We start from the raw sequence: 19,584 nt of genomic DNA, 5'->3' as shown, positions 1-19,584 counted from the left end.
GGCAGCGCATCACCGGCGGGCGATACTAACCCGGCATTATCGCATGGAACCTGCCTGCCCCGGTGCGCAAGCTCAGTGGAGCTTTCGGGCTGGCGCGAGCGTGACGCGAGCTGGCGCCAGCCCGGCATCGGACCGGGCATGACGCCAGCGAGGCTGGGTGCTTACTTGCCGTCCGGCACCGTGAGGCCGATGAACTGGCTCTGGTCGCCGCGCCGCACCAGCAGCAGCACCGTGTCGCCTGCCTTCACGCCCTTGGTGGCCGCCTGAAAGGCGGCGGCGCTGCCGACACGCTGCTGGTTGACCATCAAGATGACGTCGCCCTGCTGCAGTCCGGCGCCTGCGGCCACCTGCCCGGTGATCGCGCTGATCTGCACGCCCTCGCCCGATTTCAGGCCCAGCTGCTGACGTGTGGCGGTGTCGATGTTCTGCACCGTGAGACCGAGGGCAGTCGACCCGGCCGGCGCCGACGGCTGTCCATCGGCCATGTTCGACACCGCCGTACCGTCACGCGGTGCGGCACCCACCACGACCGGAACCGTGATTTTCTTGCCATCGCGGATGATGTCCAGCGGCACCTTGGTGCCTGGTTTGGTCAGACCGACGAGCGGCGGGAGGTCGGGCGCCTGGCTGATGGACTGCCCGTTGTAACCAATGATGATGTCACCGGCCTGTACTCCTGCCTTGCCGGCAGCGCTGCCGGCGTCGACTTCGGAAACGATGGCACCGTTCGCGTTGGGCAGCTTGAACGCCTTGACCACGTCGTCGCTCAGCGGACCCACATGTACGCCGAGCTGGCCGCGCGTGACAAAGCCGTGCTGCTTGATCTGGTCGACAGCATTCATCGCCACGTCGATCGGAATCGAGAAAGCCACGCCCTGGTAGCCGCCGGTGCTGGAATAGATCTGCGAGTTGACGCCGACTACCTGACCCTGCAGGTTGAACAGCGGGCCGCCGGAGTTGCCGCGGTTGATCGGCACATCGGTCTGGATAAACGAGGTGTAAGGCTGATCGCTGCTGCCCAGGTTGCGGCCGACGGCGCTGACAATACCCTGCGTCACGGTGTAATCGAAGCCAAACGGCGAGCCGATCGCCAGCACCCACTGACCGGCCTTGAGCGTGCGCGAATCGCCGATGCTGACCATCGGCAGATTGTTGCCGTCGCTGATCTTCAGCACAGCGATATCGTATTTGGGATCGGTCCCCACCACCTTGGCGGTAAACGTGCGTCGATCCTGCAGGCGCACCGTCACCTCATCGGCACCATCAACCACGTGGTTGTTGGTGAGCACGTAACCATCGCGCGAAATGATGAAGCCCGAACCCAGCGAGATGTGTTTCTGATCTTCCGGCGACGGCATCATTGGCATGCCGAAAAAGCGACGAAGCATTTCCGCCTGCGGATCGTCCTGGCTGCCGCCCTGATCCGGACTGGACGGATCGGTTGACGCACGTGACGGCTTGCGGCTCTTGCCGGTGTACTTGGCCTCGACATGCACCACCGCCGGCGCGTTTCTTTCGACAATGCCGGTGAAGTCCGGCAGGCCGCCAGCCGCGCCCGTTGTAGCCTGTGCCCAAGCGCCCGGATTGGCCACCGCAAGGCTCAACAACACGCCGCACGCCAGCGTGCGCAAGACGGGAAATTTCATGACTCCTCCTAGTAGGTTTGGCTTGTTGGATGGATGAACCATGGGGGCGCGCGATCGGATCACTGGCCTGAACGTACCGCTGGCGAATTGCCGGGAAACGATGCCGCAACGTGCGCGAATAAAAAACCGCCGGTCCGGATGGCCGACGGTTCGGGTACAAACACGAGCGGCGGCCGCACCCGTCACTGGCGAAACGACAAATTCAGTGCACCGCAGCCGCCGCCTGGCGCGTCGGGTTTTCCGAAACCGGCTGTTGCTGCGGGTCGAGCAGCAACAGATAGCTGCCGTCGTCGTTGTTCAGGGTGCGATAGCGGTGCATCAACGGATAGGTCGAGAAACGCTTGCTGCCGTACACCGGCTGACTGCCGGCCGGGAAAATCTCGCTGGTGGCAGACGCCTGCTGGCTCAACATGCCCGCCGAATTGCCACTCAACCAGGACGGCACGGTGGCAGGAATCGCCGTTTTTGGCGCCGCCACGACGTCGGCCACGGCATGGCTGCCAGCCCGCTGGCTGGAGGTCGAGGCAGTCCTGTCCACATCTGCCACAGGCTGACCGATCATCAAAGCGGCCGCGGCCACACTGGCAGCGATGGCGCCACCGGCAGACCAGCGCAGCCAGTGATTGCGTCTTGCGCCGGCAGGCGCCGCCTCCTGCTCGATCGCCAGCATCACCCGCGACGCGAAACTCGACGATGCCAGCGGCGGCAGCTGCCGGCGCAGTCCGTCGCGGGCCACGTTGTAGCGCGTCCAGGTGTCCTGCAGCGAGGCGTCGTGATCGAGCCGGCGCAACAGGAAGCGCATGGCTTCCCTGGACAGCTCGCCGTCGAGGCCGGCGGAAAGGTCTTCGTTGGCGTTCGGAGTCATGTCAGGCTGGTTCATTTCTTGTCCTCGCGGTCCGACAACAGGGGCCGCAGCTTTTCATCGATCGCTTCACGTGCCCGGAAGATGCGCGAACGCACCGTTCCGATCGGGCAACCCATCGCCTCTGCGATTTCGTCATAGCTCAGACCGTCCACTTCGCGAAGCGTGATGGCGGTACGCAGCTCTTCGGGCAAGGCTTGGACAGTGCAAAATACGGATTGTTCAATTTCCTGACGCATCATTTCGCGTTCCGGCGTGGCGCTGTCATGCATGCGTTCGGCACCGGCCATGAAAACGGCATCGTCCGCGTCGACATCGTCGGTGGGAGGACGCCGGCCCATCGCCACCAGGTGGTTCTTGGCCGTGTTGACGGCGATCTTGTACAGCCAGGTATAAAACGCGCTGTCGCCGCGAAATGAACCGATGGCCCGCCATGCGCGGATGAACGATTCCTGCGCAATATCCTCGCACTCGGCATGGCTGCGCACGTAGCGGGATACCAGGGCAATGACCTTGTGCTGGTACTTGCGCACCAGCAGGTCGAAAGCTCGCTTGTCCCCGCCCTGAACGCGCTCGACCAGCGCGCGATCCAGTTCGTTTTCGCCCATTCGGGCTGTATCCATCGTCAATGCCGTCATCCGCTGCGGGAACTGGGTTAAAACTGGACACGCGGGTCAGACAGCAACCCGTCAGCCAAGTTCAGCGTGTGCGTGATTATTCCGTCAAACATAGCGCACCGCCTGTTGGAAGATTGTCAGACCCGGTTCGGGCTCGGCAGATTATGGGGACCGCCGAACCAGGCTCAAGCCGCCGCCGTGGAGCGTTCGCCGAGCAGTCGCTGACGTTCGGCCAGCAAGCTGCCGAAGCTTAGCGGCGGCTGGGGGCGGCAGAAAAGATAGCCCTGCAACTCGTCGCACTGGTGTTCGCGTAGAAACTCGAAATGTTGTTCGGTCTCCACCCCCTCGGCCACCACGGCGCGCTTGAGCCGGTGCGCCATGTCGATCGTGGCGCGCACGATCGCCTCGTCGTCCGGGTCGACGCCGATATTGCGCACGAAGCTCTGGTCGATCTTGATGCGGTCCGCCGGCAGCCGCCGCAGATAATCCAGCGAGGCCGCGCCGGTGCCGAAATCGTCGATCGCGATGTGGCAGCCGAGCCGATGCAGCGCGTTGAGGTTCTCGATGAGGTTGGGCGCCGCCTTGATGCTGATGCTCTCGGTAATCTCCAGCTCCAGCAGGTCCGGATCGAGCCCGGTATCGCTGAGCACCCGCGCCACGGTATCCAGCAGATGCGGCTCGATCAGCTGCACGGCGGACAGGTTCACGCCCAGGCGCAGGCGCAGGCCGTATCGAAGCTCCCATTCCCGCGCCTGCCGGCACGCGGTGCGCATGACCCACTCACCGATCGACACGATCAAACCGGTTTCCTCGGCCAGCGGGATGAAGACCGCCGGGCTGATCATGCCAAGCTCCGGATGCTCCCAGCGCACCAGCGCCTCCATGCCGACGATGTCCTCGCTCGCGGTATCGACCTGCGGCTGGTAGACCACGCGCAGCTCCCCGTTGCTCTCGGCATGACGCAGGCGCGAACGCAGCACGGTACCGTGCTGCCTGGCGTATTCCGGACTCATCTCGTAAATCTTGAAGGTGTTGCGCCCCTGCTTCTTGGCTGCGTACATCGCCTCGTCCGCGTGGCGCAGCAGGGTTTCCGTGTCGCCGGCATCGTCGGGGAAGAAGCTCAAGCCCATCGACACAGTGACCTGCAGCGCCATGCCCGAATCCAGGCTCAGCGGCGTGCCCATGACCTGCACGATTTTTTCCGCCACGCGCTGCACGTCGTCGTTCTTGACGATGTGCCGAAGCACCACGATGAATTCGTCACCGGCGTAGCGCGCTACCGTATCGGAGGCACGCACGCTGGCGCTGAGGCGCTGGGCAACGACGCGCAGCACCTGATCGCCCGACGCATGCCCGTGGCTGTCGTTGATCGACTTGAAGTGATCGAGGTCGACAAAGAGCACGGCGAAACATTCGCCGCTGCGCGTCGCCTCATGGATGATCGTGTCGAGCCGGTCGTTGAACAGCAGACGGTTGGGCAAACCGGTCAACGCGTCGACCAGGCCCTCGGCACGCCCCTGCGCACGCGTGCGATTGAGTTCGATCGCCTGCGCGAAGCGCGCCGCCGCACAGCGCAAGACCGGTTCAACAATGGCCATTTCGCCGAAGGCTTTGCGGCTGCCGGCCAGCATGGCACCGAGCACGGTATGCCGCTCGTCGTACAAAGGCAGTCCGGCAAATCCGGTCAGGCCCAGCTGCAATAGCAGCGGATCCGCCGGAGCGAGGCTCACTGCATCGGTGCGATAGAGAAACGGTTTGCCGGACAGTACCGACTGCAGCGACGTCTGCCACTGCGCCGTCGGCCAATCCAGATCATCGCCGCTCCACAGCTGCAGCAGCTGGTTCGGTGCATCGATGGCGCCGGTACGCGCCGACCATACGGTGAGGTAATCCAGGCCCAGTTCGTCGAAGAGCAGGCGGGCCGCGGCAATCTGCGTGTCGACACCGATGGTTGAAACAAACATGCGCGACAGCAGCGACAGCGCCGCTTCGGCGCGCAGATCGGCGCGATCGCTGCGAAACATCAGCGCCAGCGCGCCGCGCCCCGCGTGGGGAATGCGGCGCGCGCTGGCCTGGCCGGTATCGTCACCCTGCGCGGACTTTCGCTGGCACGGGTACCAGCGCCGGTCGGCATCGAGCAGTACCTGCTCCATCGCGACGCCTTCAAAACGGAGCACTTCGGCAAGCGGCATGCCTTCCCACTGGCTGGCATGCAGACGGCTGTGCCGCACCACGGTGGAACTGACTTCCAGCACGCATTGCGACGATGGATCGACGATCAGCCATTCGCTGTCGCTTTCGTCGAATAGATAGCGATAATCGCCCTGCCCGCTGTCGCTCGACGACGTGACGTGCAGATGGTCGGGTGGGCTGGCTGGCAGACGGCTCTGCAGACGCCGCCAGCGTGTAGCCAGCTCGCTGGCAATTTGCGATGCGTGCAGCCAGTCGCAAACGCAGGAAGGCAGCTCGCTGGGATCGAACGACACGCCATCGGACAGCACGGCGATGAGGGGCGTGTCCGACCCACCGGGCAAGGCCTGCATCTGCGCGCAGGTCAGCAGCGCCTGCTGCTCGTCACCATCAAATACGGTAATGATCAGCTGCAGTGCCGTTCGGCCTTCCAGCAGGATCGCCGCGTGCGTCGCATCGCGTGCGCTATGGATGCAGGGATAACCCGCCTGATCCAGCGCATCGAACAATTGGCGACGCAGATTGCGCTCGGCCGCAACCACCAGAATGCCGGCATGCAGATTCACGACGGTGGCCTCATACCAGCCAGCGGCCGTCACGCAGGCGCAGTCGGCGCGGTGAGCTGTCGACGCTGCTCAGGCGCACGGCCAGTTCGCCCAGGTGCTCGGCCAGCGCTGCCGGCGCATCGACGAGCACGACGCGCCGCAGGTGTTCCTTCGGCATGCGCGCCAGCTGACGCAGCAAGGTGGCATCCATTGCCGACAACGGCAGCTCCAGGCCCACTAGAAAGTAGATGCCGAAATGGATGCTCTGCTGCATGTACCGCAGCGCGTTGCCCAGACGCTGGCAGTCCGGCACGCGCACATGCGCTTCGCGCAGGCTGCCCAGGCCGGTGTCGGGTTGCCACAGGTACATGGCCTGGCCGGTACTGCGCGCGACGGCACGGAACTGCGCGACCAGGCTCAGCGGATCGGCACTGTCCAGCAGCACCAGTCCGCTGGAGGCTTCCATGACACGGTCGAGAATTTCCGCCGCCGCCTGCGGTGTCGAGGCGGTCATGACGGGCGGCATGGGTGGCGCGCCATTCGACCGGCCGCGAGAGTCTCGGCAGGCGCCGCGCTGAATCGGGCATCGTCCAAAAACACGGCCGGATATCGCGCTTGAGCTGTCAAAACACGGCACATCGAGGCGTTCTTCTTTTTCAATAGCCCGGAGGAGGCAATGGCTGCACCCGTACCCGCGCGGAACCGCTTGCGCGGGAATTTCAGCGTTCGAACCGACAGGGATGATTTGCGATTTCACACCGCCTTTACTTTACGGTCAAGTGCGCGGGTCACATCTCGCAATCAAGGCGACGGAACGGTATGGTTCCCATCTCTCCCACTGACGTTTGCATGCTTATGTTCGAAGGACTGCGTTTCAACCACTGGAAGACCAGCCAGAGCGACGACGGCATTGTCACCCTGAGCCTTGATCGCGAAGGCAGCAGCGTCAACGCGATTTCTCGCGCCGTGCTCAACGAACTGGAGCAGATCGTCGAGCGTCTGGCGATCGAGAAGCCGGCGGGTGTGATCATTCATTCGGCCAAGCCATCAGGATTCGCGGTCGGCGCCGACATCAAGGCGTTCCTGGAATACGCCAAGCACGACACGGTGCAGGAGAATATCGAACACGGCCAGCGCGTGTACGAGTCGCTGGCGCGACTTCCCTGTCCGACGGTTGCGGCGATCCACGGAGCCTGCATGGGCGGCGGCACCGAACTGATCCTCGCCTGCCGTCAGCGCATCGCGGCGGACGATGAAAAGACCAAGATCGGCCTGCCCGAAGTGATGCTGGGCATCCACCCCGGCTGGGGTGGTACCGCACGACTGCCCCGGCTGATCGGCGCAACCGAAGCGATGCCGATCATGCTGACCGGCCGCGCACTGTCCGCGAAGCGGGCCTTCAACATGGGTGTGGTCGATCGCCTGTGCCGGCCCGAGGAATTGCTCGCCGAGGCCAAGCACTTGCTGCGTCGGCCGCAGCAACGGCCGTTCGCGCTGCGCGCCAAGGCATGGGCAACCAACACCTGGCTGGCCCGTCAGATTCTCGCGCCGATGATGCTCAAGCAGACCGCCGCGAGGGTGCGCAAGGAACACTACCCCGCGCCGTTCGCCATGATCGACGTGTGGAAGCGCGGCGGCCCGAACATCGCTCAGCGGCTGAAACTGGAGGCGCGCTCGGTCGCCAAGCTTTCAAAAACGTCGACCGCACAGAACCTAATCCGCATCTTCTTTTTGCAGGAGCGCCTCAAGAGCCAGGGCGCCGGCGTGGATGCGGCGATCAATCACGTGCATGTGGTGGGTGCCGGCGTCATGGGTGGCGACATCGCCGCCTGGGCGGCATTTCGTGGCTTCGAGGTGACCCTGCAGGATCGCGAGATGAAATTCATCCAGCCCGCGCTGGATCGCGCGCGTCAGCTGTACGAGAAGAAGCTCAAGACGCCGGAGGAAGTCGAGCAGGCCACGCGACGCCTGCGCGCCGACGTCGACGGCACAGGCGTGGCCGGCGCCGATCTGGCGATCGAAGCGATTTTTGAAAATGCCGAGGCCAAGCGCGAGCTTTACGGCAAGATCGAGCCGCAGTTCCAGGCAAGCCAGATTCTCGCCACCAACACTTCCAGCATTCCGCTCGACCAACTGCGCACGGGGCTCACCGCGCCGCAGCGCTTCCTCGGCCTGCACTTCTTCAATCCGGTGGCGCAGATGCCGCTGGTCGAAGTGGTGCGGCACGACCAGCTGGATCCGACCATCGAGAAACGCGCGCTGGCATTCTGCAAGGCGATTGGCAAGTTGCCTGTCGCCGTGAAGGGCACGCCGGGCTTTCTGGTCAATCGCATTCTGATGCCTTATCTGCTCGAAGCCATGCGGCTCTACAGCGAAGGTGTGCCGGGCCCGGTGCTGGATCGCGAAGCCAAGAAATTCGGCATGCCGATGGGTCCGATCGAACTGGCCGACACCGTCGGCCTGGACGTCTGCGCGTCGGTCGGCAAGGAGCTCGCACCGTTCCTGGGACTGGAAGTACCCCCGGGACTGGAAGACAAGATGGAAGTCGGCAAGCGCGGCAAGAAAGATGGCCAGGGCTTGTACACCTGGAGCGAGGGCAAGCCGCAGAAACCCGAAGTAGACAAGGACTACATCATGCCGCCGGATCTGCAGGAGCGCATGATTCTGCCGATGGTCAACGAGGCGATTGCATGCCTTGCCGAGGGCGTGGTGGACGACGCGGACCTGCTCGACGCCGGCGTGATTTTCGGCACCGGCTTTGCGCCGTTCCGCGGCGGCCCGATCCAGTACGTTCGCACCGAAGGCGCGGACCAGCTCAGGCAAAGGCTGGAACAGCTGGCCAAGCGCTACGGCGATCGCTTCCGCCCCAAGCAGGGCTGGGATCACCCCGCGCTCGCCGCACAAACGCTGGATCAGCAGGCTGCGTCGTTTGCTGCAGCCGCTGCCTGATTGGCGTCGATCATCCAATAAAAAGCCCGATCGTGCGTCGGGCTTCTATTGCGCGGTGATGAGTACCGCCTAACCGCTGCCGGTTACCACATCAGATCATCAGGCACGCCGTCGTCGCCCATGCCGCCGGTGCTTCCCGGTTCAACCAGCAAGGCCAGCTGCTGCGCGTCGATGGCTCGCACCTGTTCGGCGATGTCGCGCGTGACCAGAAAATAGCGGCCCGCCTGCTGCACCACACCAAGCTCACCGGCATTGAGTGCCACCAACTGCGCCTCGTCCACATGCACGCGCCGGATCTTGCCGCCGTACTCGAAGTTGCGCGGCTGATCGGCGTCCGGCTTGTTGAGCGTCTTGCCTTCGAGCAGCTGCTGAATCTTCAATTTGCGCTCGCGCTTGAGTCGCGCCTGCTCGGCCGCCTCCTGCTCGATGCGCTTGCGCTCGCTGGCCTCGGTTTGTGCGCGGATCGCATATGCCTTGGCCAGATCGATTTCGCCTTGATCCTTGCGCGGCGGTCGCGGCGATTTTTTATTTTGCGACGAATGCGGCTGACCTCCGCTATTCGACGGCTTCGCACCTTTGTACGCCGGCCCGCTGCTTTGCGGCGGCGGCTTGGGCTTGCTTTCATGCAGCTGTTTGACGATGCCGCTTTTCAGCAGCAGGTCGCGGAGAGAATCGGCCATGCTGGCTATCCGTGATCGAGGTCGGTGGTCTTGAGCATCAATAATGCGGCGGCGGCGGTTCGCTGTGCGGATCGTCGGCGTTGCCGATGCGCATCGATGAAAGCTCGCCGCGCAAATCGCGCAGCGCGCGCTCCAGCGAGGCAATACGCACGGACTGGTCGGCATCGGCAGAGGCCAGCGCCTGCACCGTGTCGTCGATGAAAGTGAGCTTGACCTCCATTTCGGTCAGCCGCTGTTCAAGCGTATCGATCGAGGCATTCATCGGGTCATACCTGCGCGTTCAATTGCAAACTGCGGCCGCGGCCAATGCCGTAATACGCGACGCCGGCATCTTCCACCGTAGCCGGGTCGTAGAGATTGCGTCCATCGAAGATTGCCCGCTCGGCGAGCAGACTGCCGATGCGCTGAAAATCCGGGCTGCGGAACGCCTTCCATTCGGTGACAACGGCGAGCACGTCGGCGCCCTGCAGCGCATCGTACGCGTTCGGGCATAGCGCCAGATCGGGCCGATTGCCGTAGAGCCGCTGCGTTTCGTCGCCGGCCTGCGGGTCGAACGCGCGAACCTTCGCACCTGCCTTCCACAAGGCCTCCATCAGAAAACGGCTCGACGCTTCGCGCATGTCGTCGGTATTGGGCTTGAACGCCAGCCCCCACAGGGCGACGGTCCGTCCGCTCAACGCACCGTTGAAATGCCGAGTGATCAACTCGAACAGCTTGTCCTTCTGTTGCCGATTGACCGCTTCGACCGCTGTGAGCAGTTGCGCATCATAGCCATAGCTGCGGGCGGTGCGCTCGAGCGCCTGCACGTCCTTCGGAAAACACGAGCCGCCGTATCCCGCGCCGGGGTAAATGAAGTGATAGCCGATGCGCGGATCCGAGCCGATGCCCTGGCGCACCAGCTCTACGTCGGCGCCGACGCGTTCGGCGATATTGGCGATCTCGTTCATGAAACTGATCTTGGTCGCCAGCATCGCGTTAGCCGCGTACTTGGTCAGCTCGGCCGAACGCTCGTCCATCACCACCATGCGGTCGTGATTGCGATTGAACGGCGCATACAGCTTGCGCAGCACGGCCACGGCGCGCTCGCTCGACGCGCCCACGATGATGCGATCCGGCCGCAGGCAGTCTTCCACCGCCGCGCCTTCCTTCAAAAATTCAGGGTTGGACACCACGTCGAACTCGACCCTGGCATTGCGCTTGGCAAGCTCAGCGCCAACGGCAGCGCGCACGCGCTCGGCGGTGCCCACCGGCACGGTCGACTTGTTGACGACGACCGCGTATCGATTCAGATGACTGCCGATCGAACGGGCCACTTCCAGCACATAGGTCAGATCGGCGCTGCCGTCCTCATCCGGCGGCGTGCCCACCGCGATGAAAATGATATCGCCGTGGGCAATGGCAGCCGCCGCATCGGTGGTGAAATCCAGCTGGCCGCTGGCGTGGTTGCGCCTGACGATGGCTTCCAGGCCGGGTTCGTAGATCGGAATTTCACCGCGCTTCAGACGTTCGATCTTCGCGCTGTCGACGTCGACGCAAGCAACCTGGTTGCCCATCTCCGCGAGGCAGGCGCCGGTGACCAGCCCCACATAGCCGGTGCCAAAAATGGTGATCTTCATCATGGATGGGACAACTTCTCCAAAGTATCAGTCCGACATTCTACCCAGCCGCTGCTAACGCGTCGCATCGCCGTCGGCCAAAAGCAAAGGGCGCGAATCGCTTCGCGCCCTTTACCGTCTCGAGTTTGGTCAAACTCGATTCGCTTTGTTACTGACCGCCGGGACCACCCGGAGCGGCGCCACCCGGTGCAGCGCCCGCCGGGGTCGGACCGGTCTTGACCAGGGTCACGTCAAAAATCAGCGTGGCGTTCGGCGGCATCGGCGGCTGCGGCTCGGCGCCGTAAGCCAGCGAGGAAGGAATGAACAGCTTGTAGTGACCGCCAACCTGCATCAGCTGCAGACCTTCACGGAAGCCGGGGATAACGCCAGCGAGCGGGATTGAGGCCGGGCCCGGCGGGTTGTGCTTGGACGACGCGTCGAACACCTGGCCGTTGACGAAGGTGCCGGTGTAATCGATCTGCACGGTGTCGTTCGGACCCGGGCGTGCGCCCGTACCCTGGCTGATGACCTGATACTGCAGGCCCGAGGCCGTGGTCTTCACGCCGGGAGCTGACTTGTTCTTGGCGAGGAAAGCATCGCCTTCGGCCTTGTTCTTGGCACCGACGCGAGCCATCTCTTCCTTGTACTTGGCCTGGATCTTGGCCATGAACGCGTCATGCACCTGCTTGGCCTCGGCGTCGCTCATGGTCGGCTTGCCGCCGGACAGTGCGGCCTGCACGGCACGACCGACAGCTGCCGGATCCAGCTCATCGCGCATGATCGGCGGCACCTGGGAAGCGATCTCCCAACCCACAACATAGCTGGCTTTTGCCTTGTCGACCGTGCCCGTGGCGGCGGCGCCGGGTTTGGCAGCCTGGGCGTACACGCTCGCAGTCATGCCCAGCGCAACAGCCATCGCGGCTGCTGTCAGCGTGGGACGCAGAAATTGCTTCATTCGTAACTCCCTCGTGTTTGGTTTTGCCGGCCTTGCCAACCGGGCCCCCCCAATGGAGGCAGGCCACACATTGTGAGGCGCTCTTCCGATCTTGGCAATGTCGCTATGCACAGACCGTCAGTCGGCATAAAGGTTCACTTCGCGGCCATAGATGTGGATCTGGCAACGATGACAGCCGCCTGTCTTTACGGCGGTGCGGGCTTCTCAAGGGTTTCCTTCAACGCCGCCTGCAGCCGCGCATGCATCTTCACCATGCCACGCCACAGCACGATTGCCAGCACCAGCCCGACCAGTATCAGCAGGACGGCCACTCCCCGGGGCGGCAGGATGGCCGAACCCAGCACACTGACCAGCAGAGCCAGCGCAAACAGGGTTGCCAAGGGAATGATCCGCGCCAGCACGCCGCGAATCGCCTGCGTATACGAACCGGTAAACCGCTCGCGTATGCCGAGCTCCGCCAGCACCATGCCCAGCGCCTCAGCCTTGCGGTAAACCGCGATGAGCATCGGCAGCGACAGAAACAGCGCGCAGGCCCAGATCACCGTATGCCGCAGATCGCGCCCGATGCCGAGCATGGAAAACCAGTCCCAGTTATGTGCGTTGATATAGGCGCCGATGATGAAAAGCGCCACCACCAACAGCACATTGACCGCGATATGCCACAGGAGTCGGCGAAAAATCGCCGCGATCGCGGCGTTTTCATTGACCGGCTTCAGATTCTCCAGCCAGCCGCTGTAGCTGGTCGCCAGCAGCCGCATGGAGCGCGGCGTCACCGCACGCAGGCCATTGGCCAGACCGTCGGCCGAGCGCGTGAGGTACGGCGACGCCCCCATGCAGACCACCGAAACGGCAACCGCGATCGGGTAGATGAAATCGCTGATGACATGCAGCGACAAACCAAGCGTGGCGATCACGAAGGAAAACTCGCCGATCTGCGCCATGCCCAGCCCTGACCGCAGCGAGGTGCGCGCGTCGTGACCAACGATGAAGATGCCCAGGCTGCATGTCAGCGTCTTGCCCACGATGACAACGATGGCAATGATCAGTGCAGGCACCGCGTATTGCACCAGCATCACCGGATCGATCTTCAGGCCGATCGCCACGAAAAACAGCGCAGCGAACATGTCGCGCAGCGGCTCGATCAGCCGCATCACCCGATTGACGCTCTGCGACTCCGCCACCACGGCGCCAGCGAGAAACGCGCCAAGCGCCACGCTGAAGCCCATCCACACCGCCAGCAGGCTCGCGCCGAAACAGATGCCCAGCACACTGACCAGCAGCGTTTCGTTGCGCCCGAAACCGGCCACGTAGTCCACCAGCCGCGGAAGCAGCAGCAGGCCGAGAATCATGCCGACCACCACGAAAAGCCCCAGATGCCCAATCAGCGTGAACGCCGTCTCTGCTTTGACGGAACCGCCGATAGCCACGGCAGTCAGCAGTGTCAGCATCACGATGGTCAGCATGTCCTCGGCCACCAGCAGCCCGACCACCAGCCGCGCAAACGGCTTGTGCCGCTGGCCGCTCTCGGACAAGGTGCGCGTCGCCACCATGGTCGACGACAGCGCGATGATCGCACCGAGAAACAGCGCGTCCATCCCCTTCCATCCGAACAGGCCACCCAGGCCGACGCCGATCCACATCATCAGGCCGACTTCCGCTACCGCGACCGCCAGCACGCTGATGCCGACTTCACGCAGCTTGCGCACGCTGAACTCGAGTCCCAGCGTGAACATCAGCAGCACCACACCGAGATTGGAGATGTCGTCAATCGCCTGCGGGTCGGCAACCAGCATGCCCGGCGTGTGTGGGCCGATCAGCACGCCGGCCAGAATGTAGCCCAGCAGGACGGGTTGCCGCAGGCGCTGGAAAAGAATGGTCGTGGCGCCGGCCACGAGCATCACCATGGCAAGGTCGCGAATAAAACCGATTTCGTGCATGCCTCGTCCGCAACATCCATAAGTCACAGGCAGCTTAAACGAAGCTCGCGCTCGGGTCTTACTTGCCGCGCCGGCGGCGGCGCTGATGGATCGACACGCCGGTCGGCTGATTCGGATTTCTTCGTCGCCAGACGCAAAAAAGTCTTGACGGATATGTGACTCGGACCTATTCTTCCGGGCTTCCAGCAGCGGGGCCATAGCTCAGCTGGGAGAGCGCCTGCATGGCATGCAGGAGGTCGGCGGTTCGATCCCGCCTGGCTCCACCAACTTGAATTGTCCCCATCGTCTAGAGGCCTAGGACATCACCCTTTCACGGTGGCGACCGGGGTTCGAATCCCCGTGGGGACGCCAAGTTGACCCGCAAGTGCTGGAAGATGTTGTAAACGCTGTTGCTGGAAAGTAAGTGTTGGAAACTGGGGAGCGGTAGTTCAGTTGGTTAGAATGCTGGCCTGTCACGCCGGAGGTCGCGGGTTCGAGTCCCGTCCGCTCCGCCACCAATGGAAAGCCCGCCCAGTGCGGGTTTTTTGTTGGGCGTCATTTGACCGCTGCGAATCTGCCCGACGTCACTTCGTCAGGCCTCCGGCTCCTGACGCACCAGCGTCCCGATCGAGTGCCCCTGTTCGCCCAGATATTCCAGCCAGCGCGACAGAAAACTGTTCATCCGCAGGCGATGCTGGAAAACCGTAGTCGCCGCGGGAAACGGACCGAGCACCTGCCACAGATGCCTTCCCGAATGGCAATGCAGCGCTTCGGCGACATGTGCATCGGTATACATGCGCAGCTGCGCCGACGGTGAGCGCTGGCCCGTATGCGCGTCGACAAAGTCGTAGGTGAGCTCAAGCTCCATCGTATACGGGTGCACTTCCTGCAGATGCAGATGCACGTCCAGGTGGTCGTCCACATTGGAGATGTAGTGGCCGGGGCTTAGATCCTGCGGCCCGAACAGTCGCGCCAGCCGATGATAATTTTCCGCATACAGCCCCATCAGGAACTCGAAGCGCCCGGGCAGCAGGTTGGGTCGACGGGGTGAAACGATCATCGGTATCGGAAACTCCTCAGTGGCTGCCATGAATGCAGCCTGGTCAGAACATGGTCCGCTCAATGCCGAAGCGGGAGAAAATCTTGCTGGCGATTTCCTCGATCGACACGTGCGTCGTATTGAGGCTTGAGATGCCGGCATCTCGCATCAGCTTGTCGGCCTGCTCCAGCTCCCAGCGACACTGCTTCAGCGTGGCGTACTGGCTGCCGGCGAGTCGCTGCTCGCGAATCTGCGCCAGTCGCTGTGGATCGATGGTGAGACCGAAGAGTTTGCTTTTATACGGTACAAGCCTTCTCGGCAGCTCGAGCTTATCTAGATCATCGTCGGTGAGCGGATAGTTGGCGGCGCTGACGCCGTAATGCAAGGCCATGTAGAGACAGGTCGGCGTTTTTCCCGAGCGCGACACCCCCACCAGAATCAGGTCGGCCTTGCTGTAGTCGAAGTCCCTGCCGTCGTCGTGGGTCAACGCGTAGTTGGTCGCGTTGATGCGCGCCTCGTACTTTTCGAAATCGACCATACCGTGCGAACGGTTGACCGCACCGGAGCGCTTCGCGCCGAGCTCTTCCTCCAGCGGGCCGATAAATGGCGCAAACACGTCAAGCATCAGCGCGCCGCTTTCGGCAACCAGTTCGCACAGCGCCCGGTCGGCCATGGTGTTGACCACGATCGGCCGCTCGCCGGTCTGCGCGTAGTGGGTCTTGATGCGCAGCGACGCTGCTTCGGCCTTGCGCGCATCGTCAATGAACGCGAGTCGATGCTTGTCGAACTGCACGCCCTCGAACTGCGCCAGGATACTGTTGCCGATCGTCTCTGCCGTGATACCAGTAGAGTCGGAGATGAAGAAAACGGTTCGCTGCATGGCCGCGCCTGATCGTTTTGATGAGCTTGTCCGCACCTTAGCGCAAGCGCCAATGGCTGTCGCCGATTGACTCTGGGCTGACTGGTATGCAGGTGGAGTGCCCACGCAACGCAATGGTCTTCTTGTGCTGCGCATCACCGGCAGCGGACAATACCAGTTCTTTGCAGACCGCTTTGGCACTGCATCCTGCACCAATCCCACTTTTTTACCGCGCTCTTGAGGAGACACCCTTGAACGATCTGGTGCTATGGCTTGACCAACTGCGTATGACCGACCTGGGCAAGGTCGGCGGCAAGAACGCATCCCTTGGCGAAATGATCGGCAATCTCGCCAAGCTCGGCGTTTCGGTGCCGGGTGGTTTCGCGACCACGGCCGATGCGTTTCAGCAGTACCTGGAAAAGAGCGGGCTGGCCAAACGCATCCAGCAGCGCCTGGACGGTCTGGATGTCGACCATGTGGACACGCTGGTCGCCGCCGGCAAGGAAATCCGCGGCTGGATCGTCGACACCGCCCTACCCGCCGAACTCGAGCAGGCGATTCGCGACGCGTACATCAAGCTGTGCAGGGACGCCGGCAGCGACGACATCGCCGTCGCCGTGCGCTCCTCGGCCACCGCCGAAGATCTGCCGGACGCCTCGTTCGCCGGCCAGCAGGAAACCTTTCTCAACGTGGTCGGCATCGACGACGTGCTGCACAAGGTGAAGGAAGTCTTCGCTTCGCTCTACAACGACCGCGCCATCTCCTATCGCGTGCACCAGGGCTTCAAGCACGACGACGTGTTTCTGTCGGCCGGCGTGCAGCTGATGGTGCGCTCGGACGTGGGCGCGTCGGGCGTGCTGTTTACGCTGGACACCGAGTCGGGGTTCCGCGACGTGGTGTTCATCACCGGCTCGTACGGCCTCGGCGAAATGGTTGTGCAGGGCGCGGTCAATCCCGACGAGTTCTACGTCTTCAAGCCGACCTTGAATGCCGGCAAGCCGGCGGTGCTGCGTCGCAACCTCGGCTCCAAGGCGCTGCGCATGGTCTATTCCAGCGCGGCCGGCGAGCGCGTGCGCACCGAGGACACGCCAGCCGACATGCGCAGCAAGTTCTGCATCGCCGACAGCGACGTTGAAGAACTCGCGCGCCAGTCGCTGATCATCGAAAAGCACTACGGCCGCCCGATGGATATCGAGTGGGCGAAGGACGGCAACACCGGCAAGCTGTACATCGTGCAGGCCCGGCCCGAAACCGTGAAGTCACGCGCGCACGCCACCCAGCTGGAGCGTTTCCACCTCGGCGAAAAGGGCAAGGTGCTGGCCGAAGGCCGTTCGATCGGCCAGAAAATCGGCGCCGGCAAGGCGCGCGTGATCCGCACACTCGCCGACATGAGCAAGGTGCAGCCCGGCGACGTGCTGATCGCCGATATGACCGATCCCGACTGGGAGCCGGTGATGAAGCGCGCCGCGGCCATCGTCACCAATCGCGGTGGCCGTACCTGCCACGCGGCGATCATCGCGCGTGAGCTTGGCGTGCCGGCCGTGGTCGGTACTGGCAACGCGCTGGAGAAGATTCCCGACGGTGCCGACGTCACCGTCTCCTGCGCCGAGGGCGATACCGGCACGATCTACGAGGGCATTCTGAAGTTCGAGCGGGTCACCGCCGATCTGGGTGCGATGCCCGAGGCGCCGCTGAAGATCATGATGAACGTGGCCAACCCCGATCGCGCATTCGACTTCGGCATGCTGCCGAACGCCGGCATCGGCCTGGCGCGGCTGGAGATGATCATCGCCAGCCATATCGGCGTGCATCCCAAGGCGCTGCTCGAATATGCCAAACAGGATGCCGCCACCAAAGCCAAGATCGACGAGCGCATCGCCGGCTATGCGGACCCGGTGAGCTTCTATGTCGATCGTCTGGCCGAAGGCATTTCCACCATTGCCGCGTCGGTTTACCCGAAGACGGTGATCGTGCGCATGTCCGACTTCAAGTCGAACGAATACGCCAACCTCCTGGGCGGCTCGCGCTACGAGCCGCACGAAGAGAATCCGATGATCGGCTTCCGCGGCGCCAGCCGTTACGTTGACCCAAGCTTCGCCGATGCGTTTGGCCTGGAGTGCAAGGCGGTCAAGCACGTGCGCGAAGTCATGGGGCTGGACAACGTCTGGGTGATGATTCCGTTCGTGCGCACGCTGGACGAAGGCAAGAAGGTTATCGAGGTTTTGAGGAAAAACGGACTCGTCCAGGGCGAACACGGCCTCAAGGTGATCATGATGTGCGAGGTGCCGTCCAACGCGCTGCTGGCCGATGAATTCCTCGACATCTTCGACGGCTTCTCGATCGGATCGAACGATCTGACCCAGCTGACGCTCGGCCTCGATCGCGACTCCAGCATCGTCGCCAGCCTGTTCGACGAGCGCGATCCGGCGGTCAAGAAGCTGCTCGCCATGGCGATCAAGACGGCGCGCGCCAAGGGCAAGTACATCGGCATCTGCGGCCAGGGTCCGTCCGATCATCCTGACCTGGCCGAGTGGCTGATGGATCAGGGTATCGAGTCGGTGTCGCTTAACCCGGACACCGTCGTCGACACCTGGCTGCGGCTGGCCAAAAAGAAGGCCGGATGAGTCGGATTCGCCTGTAACTGAACGGACATGTCGCTGCATTGCAGCAAGGGGCGGGCATCGGCTCGCCCCTTTTTGCTTTTGATCGAAAAATGAAGAGGCCACCGTTGGCGGTGCATCGCTTGATGCAGCCACGTTCCGGCGGAAATCATCGCACAGACAGTACCTTAAACGACGCTTTCCACAATTTTAGTGCAGTGCAGCTTGCCGCAAGTTGATGCGGGATTTAACGTTCACACACATGTTTGAATCCCGGATTTGAATACGATGCTCCTGTACGGCTTCCACCCCATCTGGGACTGCATCGCGTGAGCACGCCGCTGCGGGCCGGTGCGGGCGACACGCGCAGGCGCCTGCTCGAGGCGACAGAGTCGTTATTCATCGAATGCGGCTACGAGGCGATGTCACTGCGGCAGATCACCGCCAGGGCGCACGCCAACCTTGCCGCCGTGAACTATCACTTCGGGAGCAAAGAAGCGTTGATGCACGAGCTGCTCTCGCAGCGACTCGACCGGCTGAATCTCGAACGACTGAATCTGTTGAGCAGCTGCGAGAAGCAGTGGCCCGAGAACATGGATGCCACCGCCGTATTTGCCATGCTCTTCATTCCGGCTTTCCGGATCAGTCATGAAAGCGTCGGTGGCAAATCCTTCATGCGGCTGCTGGGCCGGGTCTACAGCGATCGATCGCCCTTTGTCCGGGGCTATCTGCAGGAGCACTACCAGCCGATCTTCGGGCGTTTCTTCGAGGCGTTTTCGCGCACGCTGCCCGACCTGCCGCGCAACGAGCTTGGCCTGCGGCTGCATTTCGGCCTGAAGGCGCTGTCGGGCATTCTTGCCGGCGAAGACATGCAAAAACTGATCGACGATCTGAGCATGGGTCAAACCATCGGCGACGGCGAATTGCTGGCCCGGTTGATCTCGCTCATCTCGCCGATACTCACCGCGCCATTCGGCAGCGAGGAGCAGATTCGCGTGATCGAGCAGGTGCTGCAGCTGGATAACGCGACGGCTGAAAACGGCCGCAGGACAGTTACGGAACCCGTCGACGAAACGCGTGCCGTGCCGGGCATTCTGGAATGGCTCAAGGAAGGGAGGCTGGCCCTCTAAA

15 protein-coding genes and 3 tRNA genes are annotated in these 19,584 nt (G+C 63.0%); 6 read left to right on the top strand and 12 right to left on the bottom strand.

Annotated elements, in window-relative coordinates; genetic code table 11:
• Window positions 1-161: 161 nt before the first annotated feature.
• The 5 genes from ACDK93_RS08885 to ACDK93_RS08865 form a co-directional block, all read right to left on the bottom strand.
• Window positions 162-1,646: a DegQ family serine endoprotease gene (locus ACDK93_RS08885; RefSeq protein WP_458072213.1), complete on the bottom strand. Its 1,485-nt coding sequence runs from the start codon at window positions 1,644-1,646 to the stop codon at window positions 162-164.
• Between the two features lie 202 nt (window positions 1,647-1,848).
• Entirely contained in the window at window positions 1,849-2,526 is a 678-nt protein-coding gene (locus ACDK93_RS08880) for a sigma-E factor negative regulatory protein (RefSeq protein ID WP_458072212.1), read from the bottom strand.
• Entirely contained in the window at window positions 2,523-3,116 is a 594-nt protein-coding gene (gene rpoE / locus ACDK93_RS08875; RefSeq protein WP_458072405.1) for an RNA polymerase sigma factor RpoE, read from the bottom strand. Before rpoE ends, ACDK93_RS08880 begins: the two co-directional genes overlap by 4 nt.
• 194 nt (window positions 3,117-3,310) lie before the next feature.
• On the bottom strand, window positions 3,311-5,875 hold the full coding sequence (locus tag ACDK93_RS08870) for a putative bifunctional diguanylate cyclase/phosphodiesterase (protein WP_458072404.1): 2,565 nt from the start codon (window positions 5,873-5,875) through the stop codon (window positions 3,311-3,313).
• Window positions 5,876-5,891: 16 nt separating this feature from the next.
• Window positions 5,892-6,374 (bottom strand): hypothetical protein, encoded by a 483-nt coding sequence (locus ACDK93_RS08865; RefSeq protein WP_458072211.1) that lies wholly within the window; start codon window positions 6,372-6,374, stop codon window positions 5,892-5,894.
• A 341-nt stretch (window positions 6,375-6,715) separates the two neighbouring features.
• Between ACDK93_RS08865 and ACDK93_RS08860 the strand changes: the two genes are divergently transcribed.
• The gene (locus ACDK93_RS08860) at window positions 6,716-8,809 is read left to right on the top strand and encodes a 3-hydroxyacyl-CoA dehydrogenase NAD-binding domain-containing protein (protein WP_458072403.1); all 2,094 of its coding nucleotides are present in this window, start codon (window positions 6,716-6,718) and stop codon (window positions 8,807-8,809) included.
• Window positions 8,810-8,892: 83 nt separating this feature from the next.
• On the opposite strand, the gene ACDK93_RS08855 is transcribed toward ACDK93_RS08860, so the two are convergent.
• The 5 genes from ACDK93_RS08855 to ACDK93_RS08835 form a co-directional block, all read right to left on the bottom strand.
• Window positions 8,893-9,489 carry a DUF2058 domain-containing protein gene (locus ACDK93_RS08855; RefSeq protein ID WP_458072210.1) on the bottom strand — a complete coding sequence of 199 codons (597 nt, stop codon included), beginning with the start codon at window positions 9,487-9,489 and terminating at the stop codon, window positions 8,893-8,895.
• 37 nt (window positions 9,490-9,526) lie between these two features.
• Complete coding sequence (locus ACDK93_RS08850) at window positions 9,527-9,751, bottom strand: SlyX family protein (protein WP_458072209.1); 225 nt, start codon at window positions 9,749-9,751, stop codon at window positions 9,527-9,529.
• A 4-nt stretch (window positions 9,752-9,755) separates the two neighbouring features.
• Window positions 9,756-11,105, bottom strand: a complete 1,350-nt coding sequence (locus ACDK93_RS08845; RefSeq protein ID WP_458072401.1) for a UDP-glucose dehydrogenase family protein — start codon at window positions 11,103-11,105, stop codon at window positions 9,756-9,758.
• Window positions 11,106-11,253: 148 nt separating this feature from the next.
• Window positions 11,254-12,039: an FKBP-type peptidyl-prolyl cis-trans isomerase N-terminal domain-containing protein gene (locus tag ACDK93_RS08840; RefSeq protein WP_458072208.1), complete on the bottom strand. Its 786-nt coding sequence runs from the start codon at window positions 12,037-12,039 to the stop codon at window positions 11,254-11,256.
• Window positions 12,040-12,224: 185 nt separating this feature from the next.
• On the bottom strand, window positions 12,225-13,976 hold the full coding sequence (locus tag ACDK93_RS08835; protein ID WP_458072207.1) for a cation:proton antiporter: 1,752 nt from the start codon (window positions 13,974-13,976) through the stop codon (window positions 12,225-12,227).
• A 190-nt stretch (window positions 13,977-14,166) separates the two neighbouring features.
• Here ACDK93_RS08835 and ACDK93_RS08830 point away from each other — a divergent pair.
• The 3 genes from ACDK93_RS08830 to ACDK93_RS08820 all read left to right on the top strand — a co-directional run bounded on the left by ACDK93_RS08830 (window position 14,167) and on the right by ACDK93_RS08820 (window position 14,470).
• Window positions 14,167-14,242: transfer RNA gene (locus ACDK93_RS08830), tRNA-Ala, on the top strand.
• Window positions 14,243-14,251: 9 nt separating this feature from the next.
• Window positions 14,252-14,327 (top strand) — tRNA-Glu (locus ACDK93_RS08825).
• 66 nt (window positions 14,328-14,393) lie between these two features.
• A tRNA-Asp gene (locus ACDK93_RS08820) sits at window positions 14,394-14,470 on the top strand.
• A 77-nt stretch (window positions 14,471-14,547) separates the two neighbouring features.
• Here ACDK93_RS08820 and ACDK93_RS08815 read toward each other — a convergent pair.
• Window positions 14,548-15,045 carry a DUF1249 domain-containing protein gene (locus ACDK93_RS08815; RefSeq protein ID WP_458072206.1) on the bottom strand — a complete coding sequence of 166 codons (498 nt, stop codon included), beginning with the start codon at window positions 15,043-15,045 and terminating at the stop codon, window positions 14,548-14,550.
• Between the two features lie 13 nt (window positions 15,046-15,058).
• A complete protein-coding gene (ppsR, locus tag ACDK93_RS08810) occupies window positions 15,059-15,874 on the bottom strand; it encodes a posphoenolpyruvate synthetase regulatory kinase/phosphorylase PpsR (protein ID WP_458072205.1) in 816 nt (271 codons plus the stop codon).
• Window positions 15,875-16,104: 230 nt separating this feature from the next.
• On the opposite strand from ppsR, the gene ppsA reads away from it, so the two are divergent.
• Together ppsA and ACDK93_RS08800 are read left to right on the top strand one after the other, a co-directional pair.
• Window positions 16,105-18,477: a phosphoenolpyruvate synthase gene (gene ppsA, locus ACDK93_RS08805; protein ID WP_458072204.1), complete on the top strand. Its 2,373-nt coding sequence runs from the start codon at window positions 16,105-16,107 to the stop codon at window positions 18,475-18,477.
• A 305-nt stretch (window positions 18,478-18,782) separates the two neighbouring features.
• Entirely contained in the window at window positions 18,783-19,583 is an 801-nt protein-coding gene (locus ACDK93_RS08800) for a TetR/AcrR family transcriptional regulator (RefSeq protein ID WP_458072203.1), read from the top strand.
• The last annotated feature ends 1 nt before the right edge of the window (window position 19,584 follow it).

It is taken from the genome of Rhodanobacter sp. BL-MT-08 (assembly GCF_054161255.1).
Note: the sequence above shows the minus strand (reverse complement) of the source record. Positions and strands in the feature narration are given on the sequence as shown.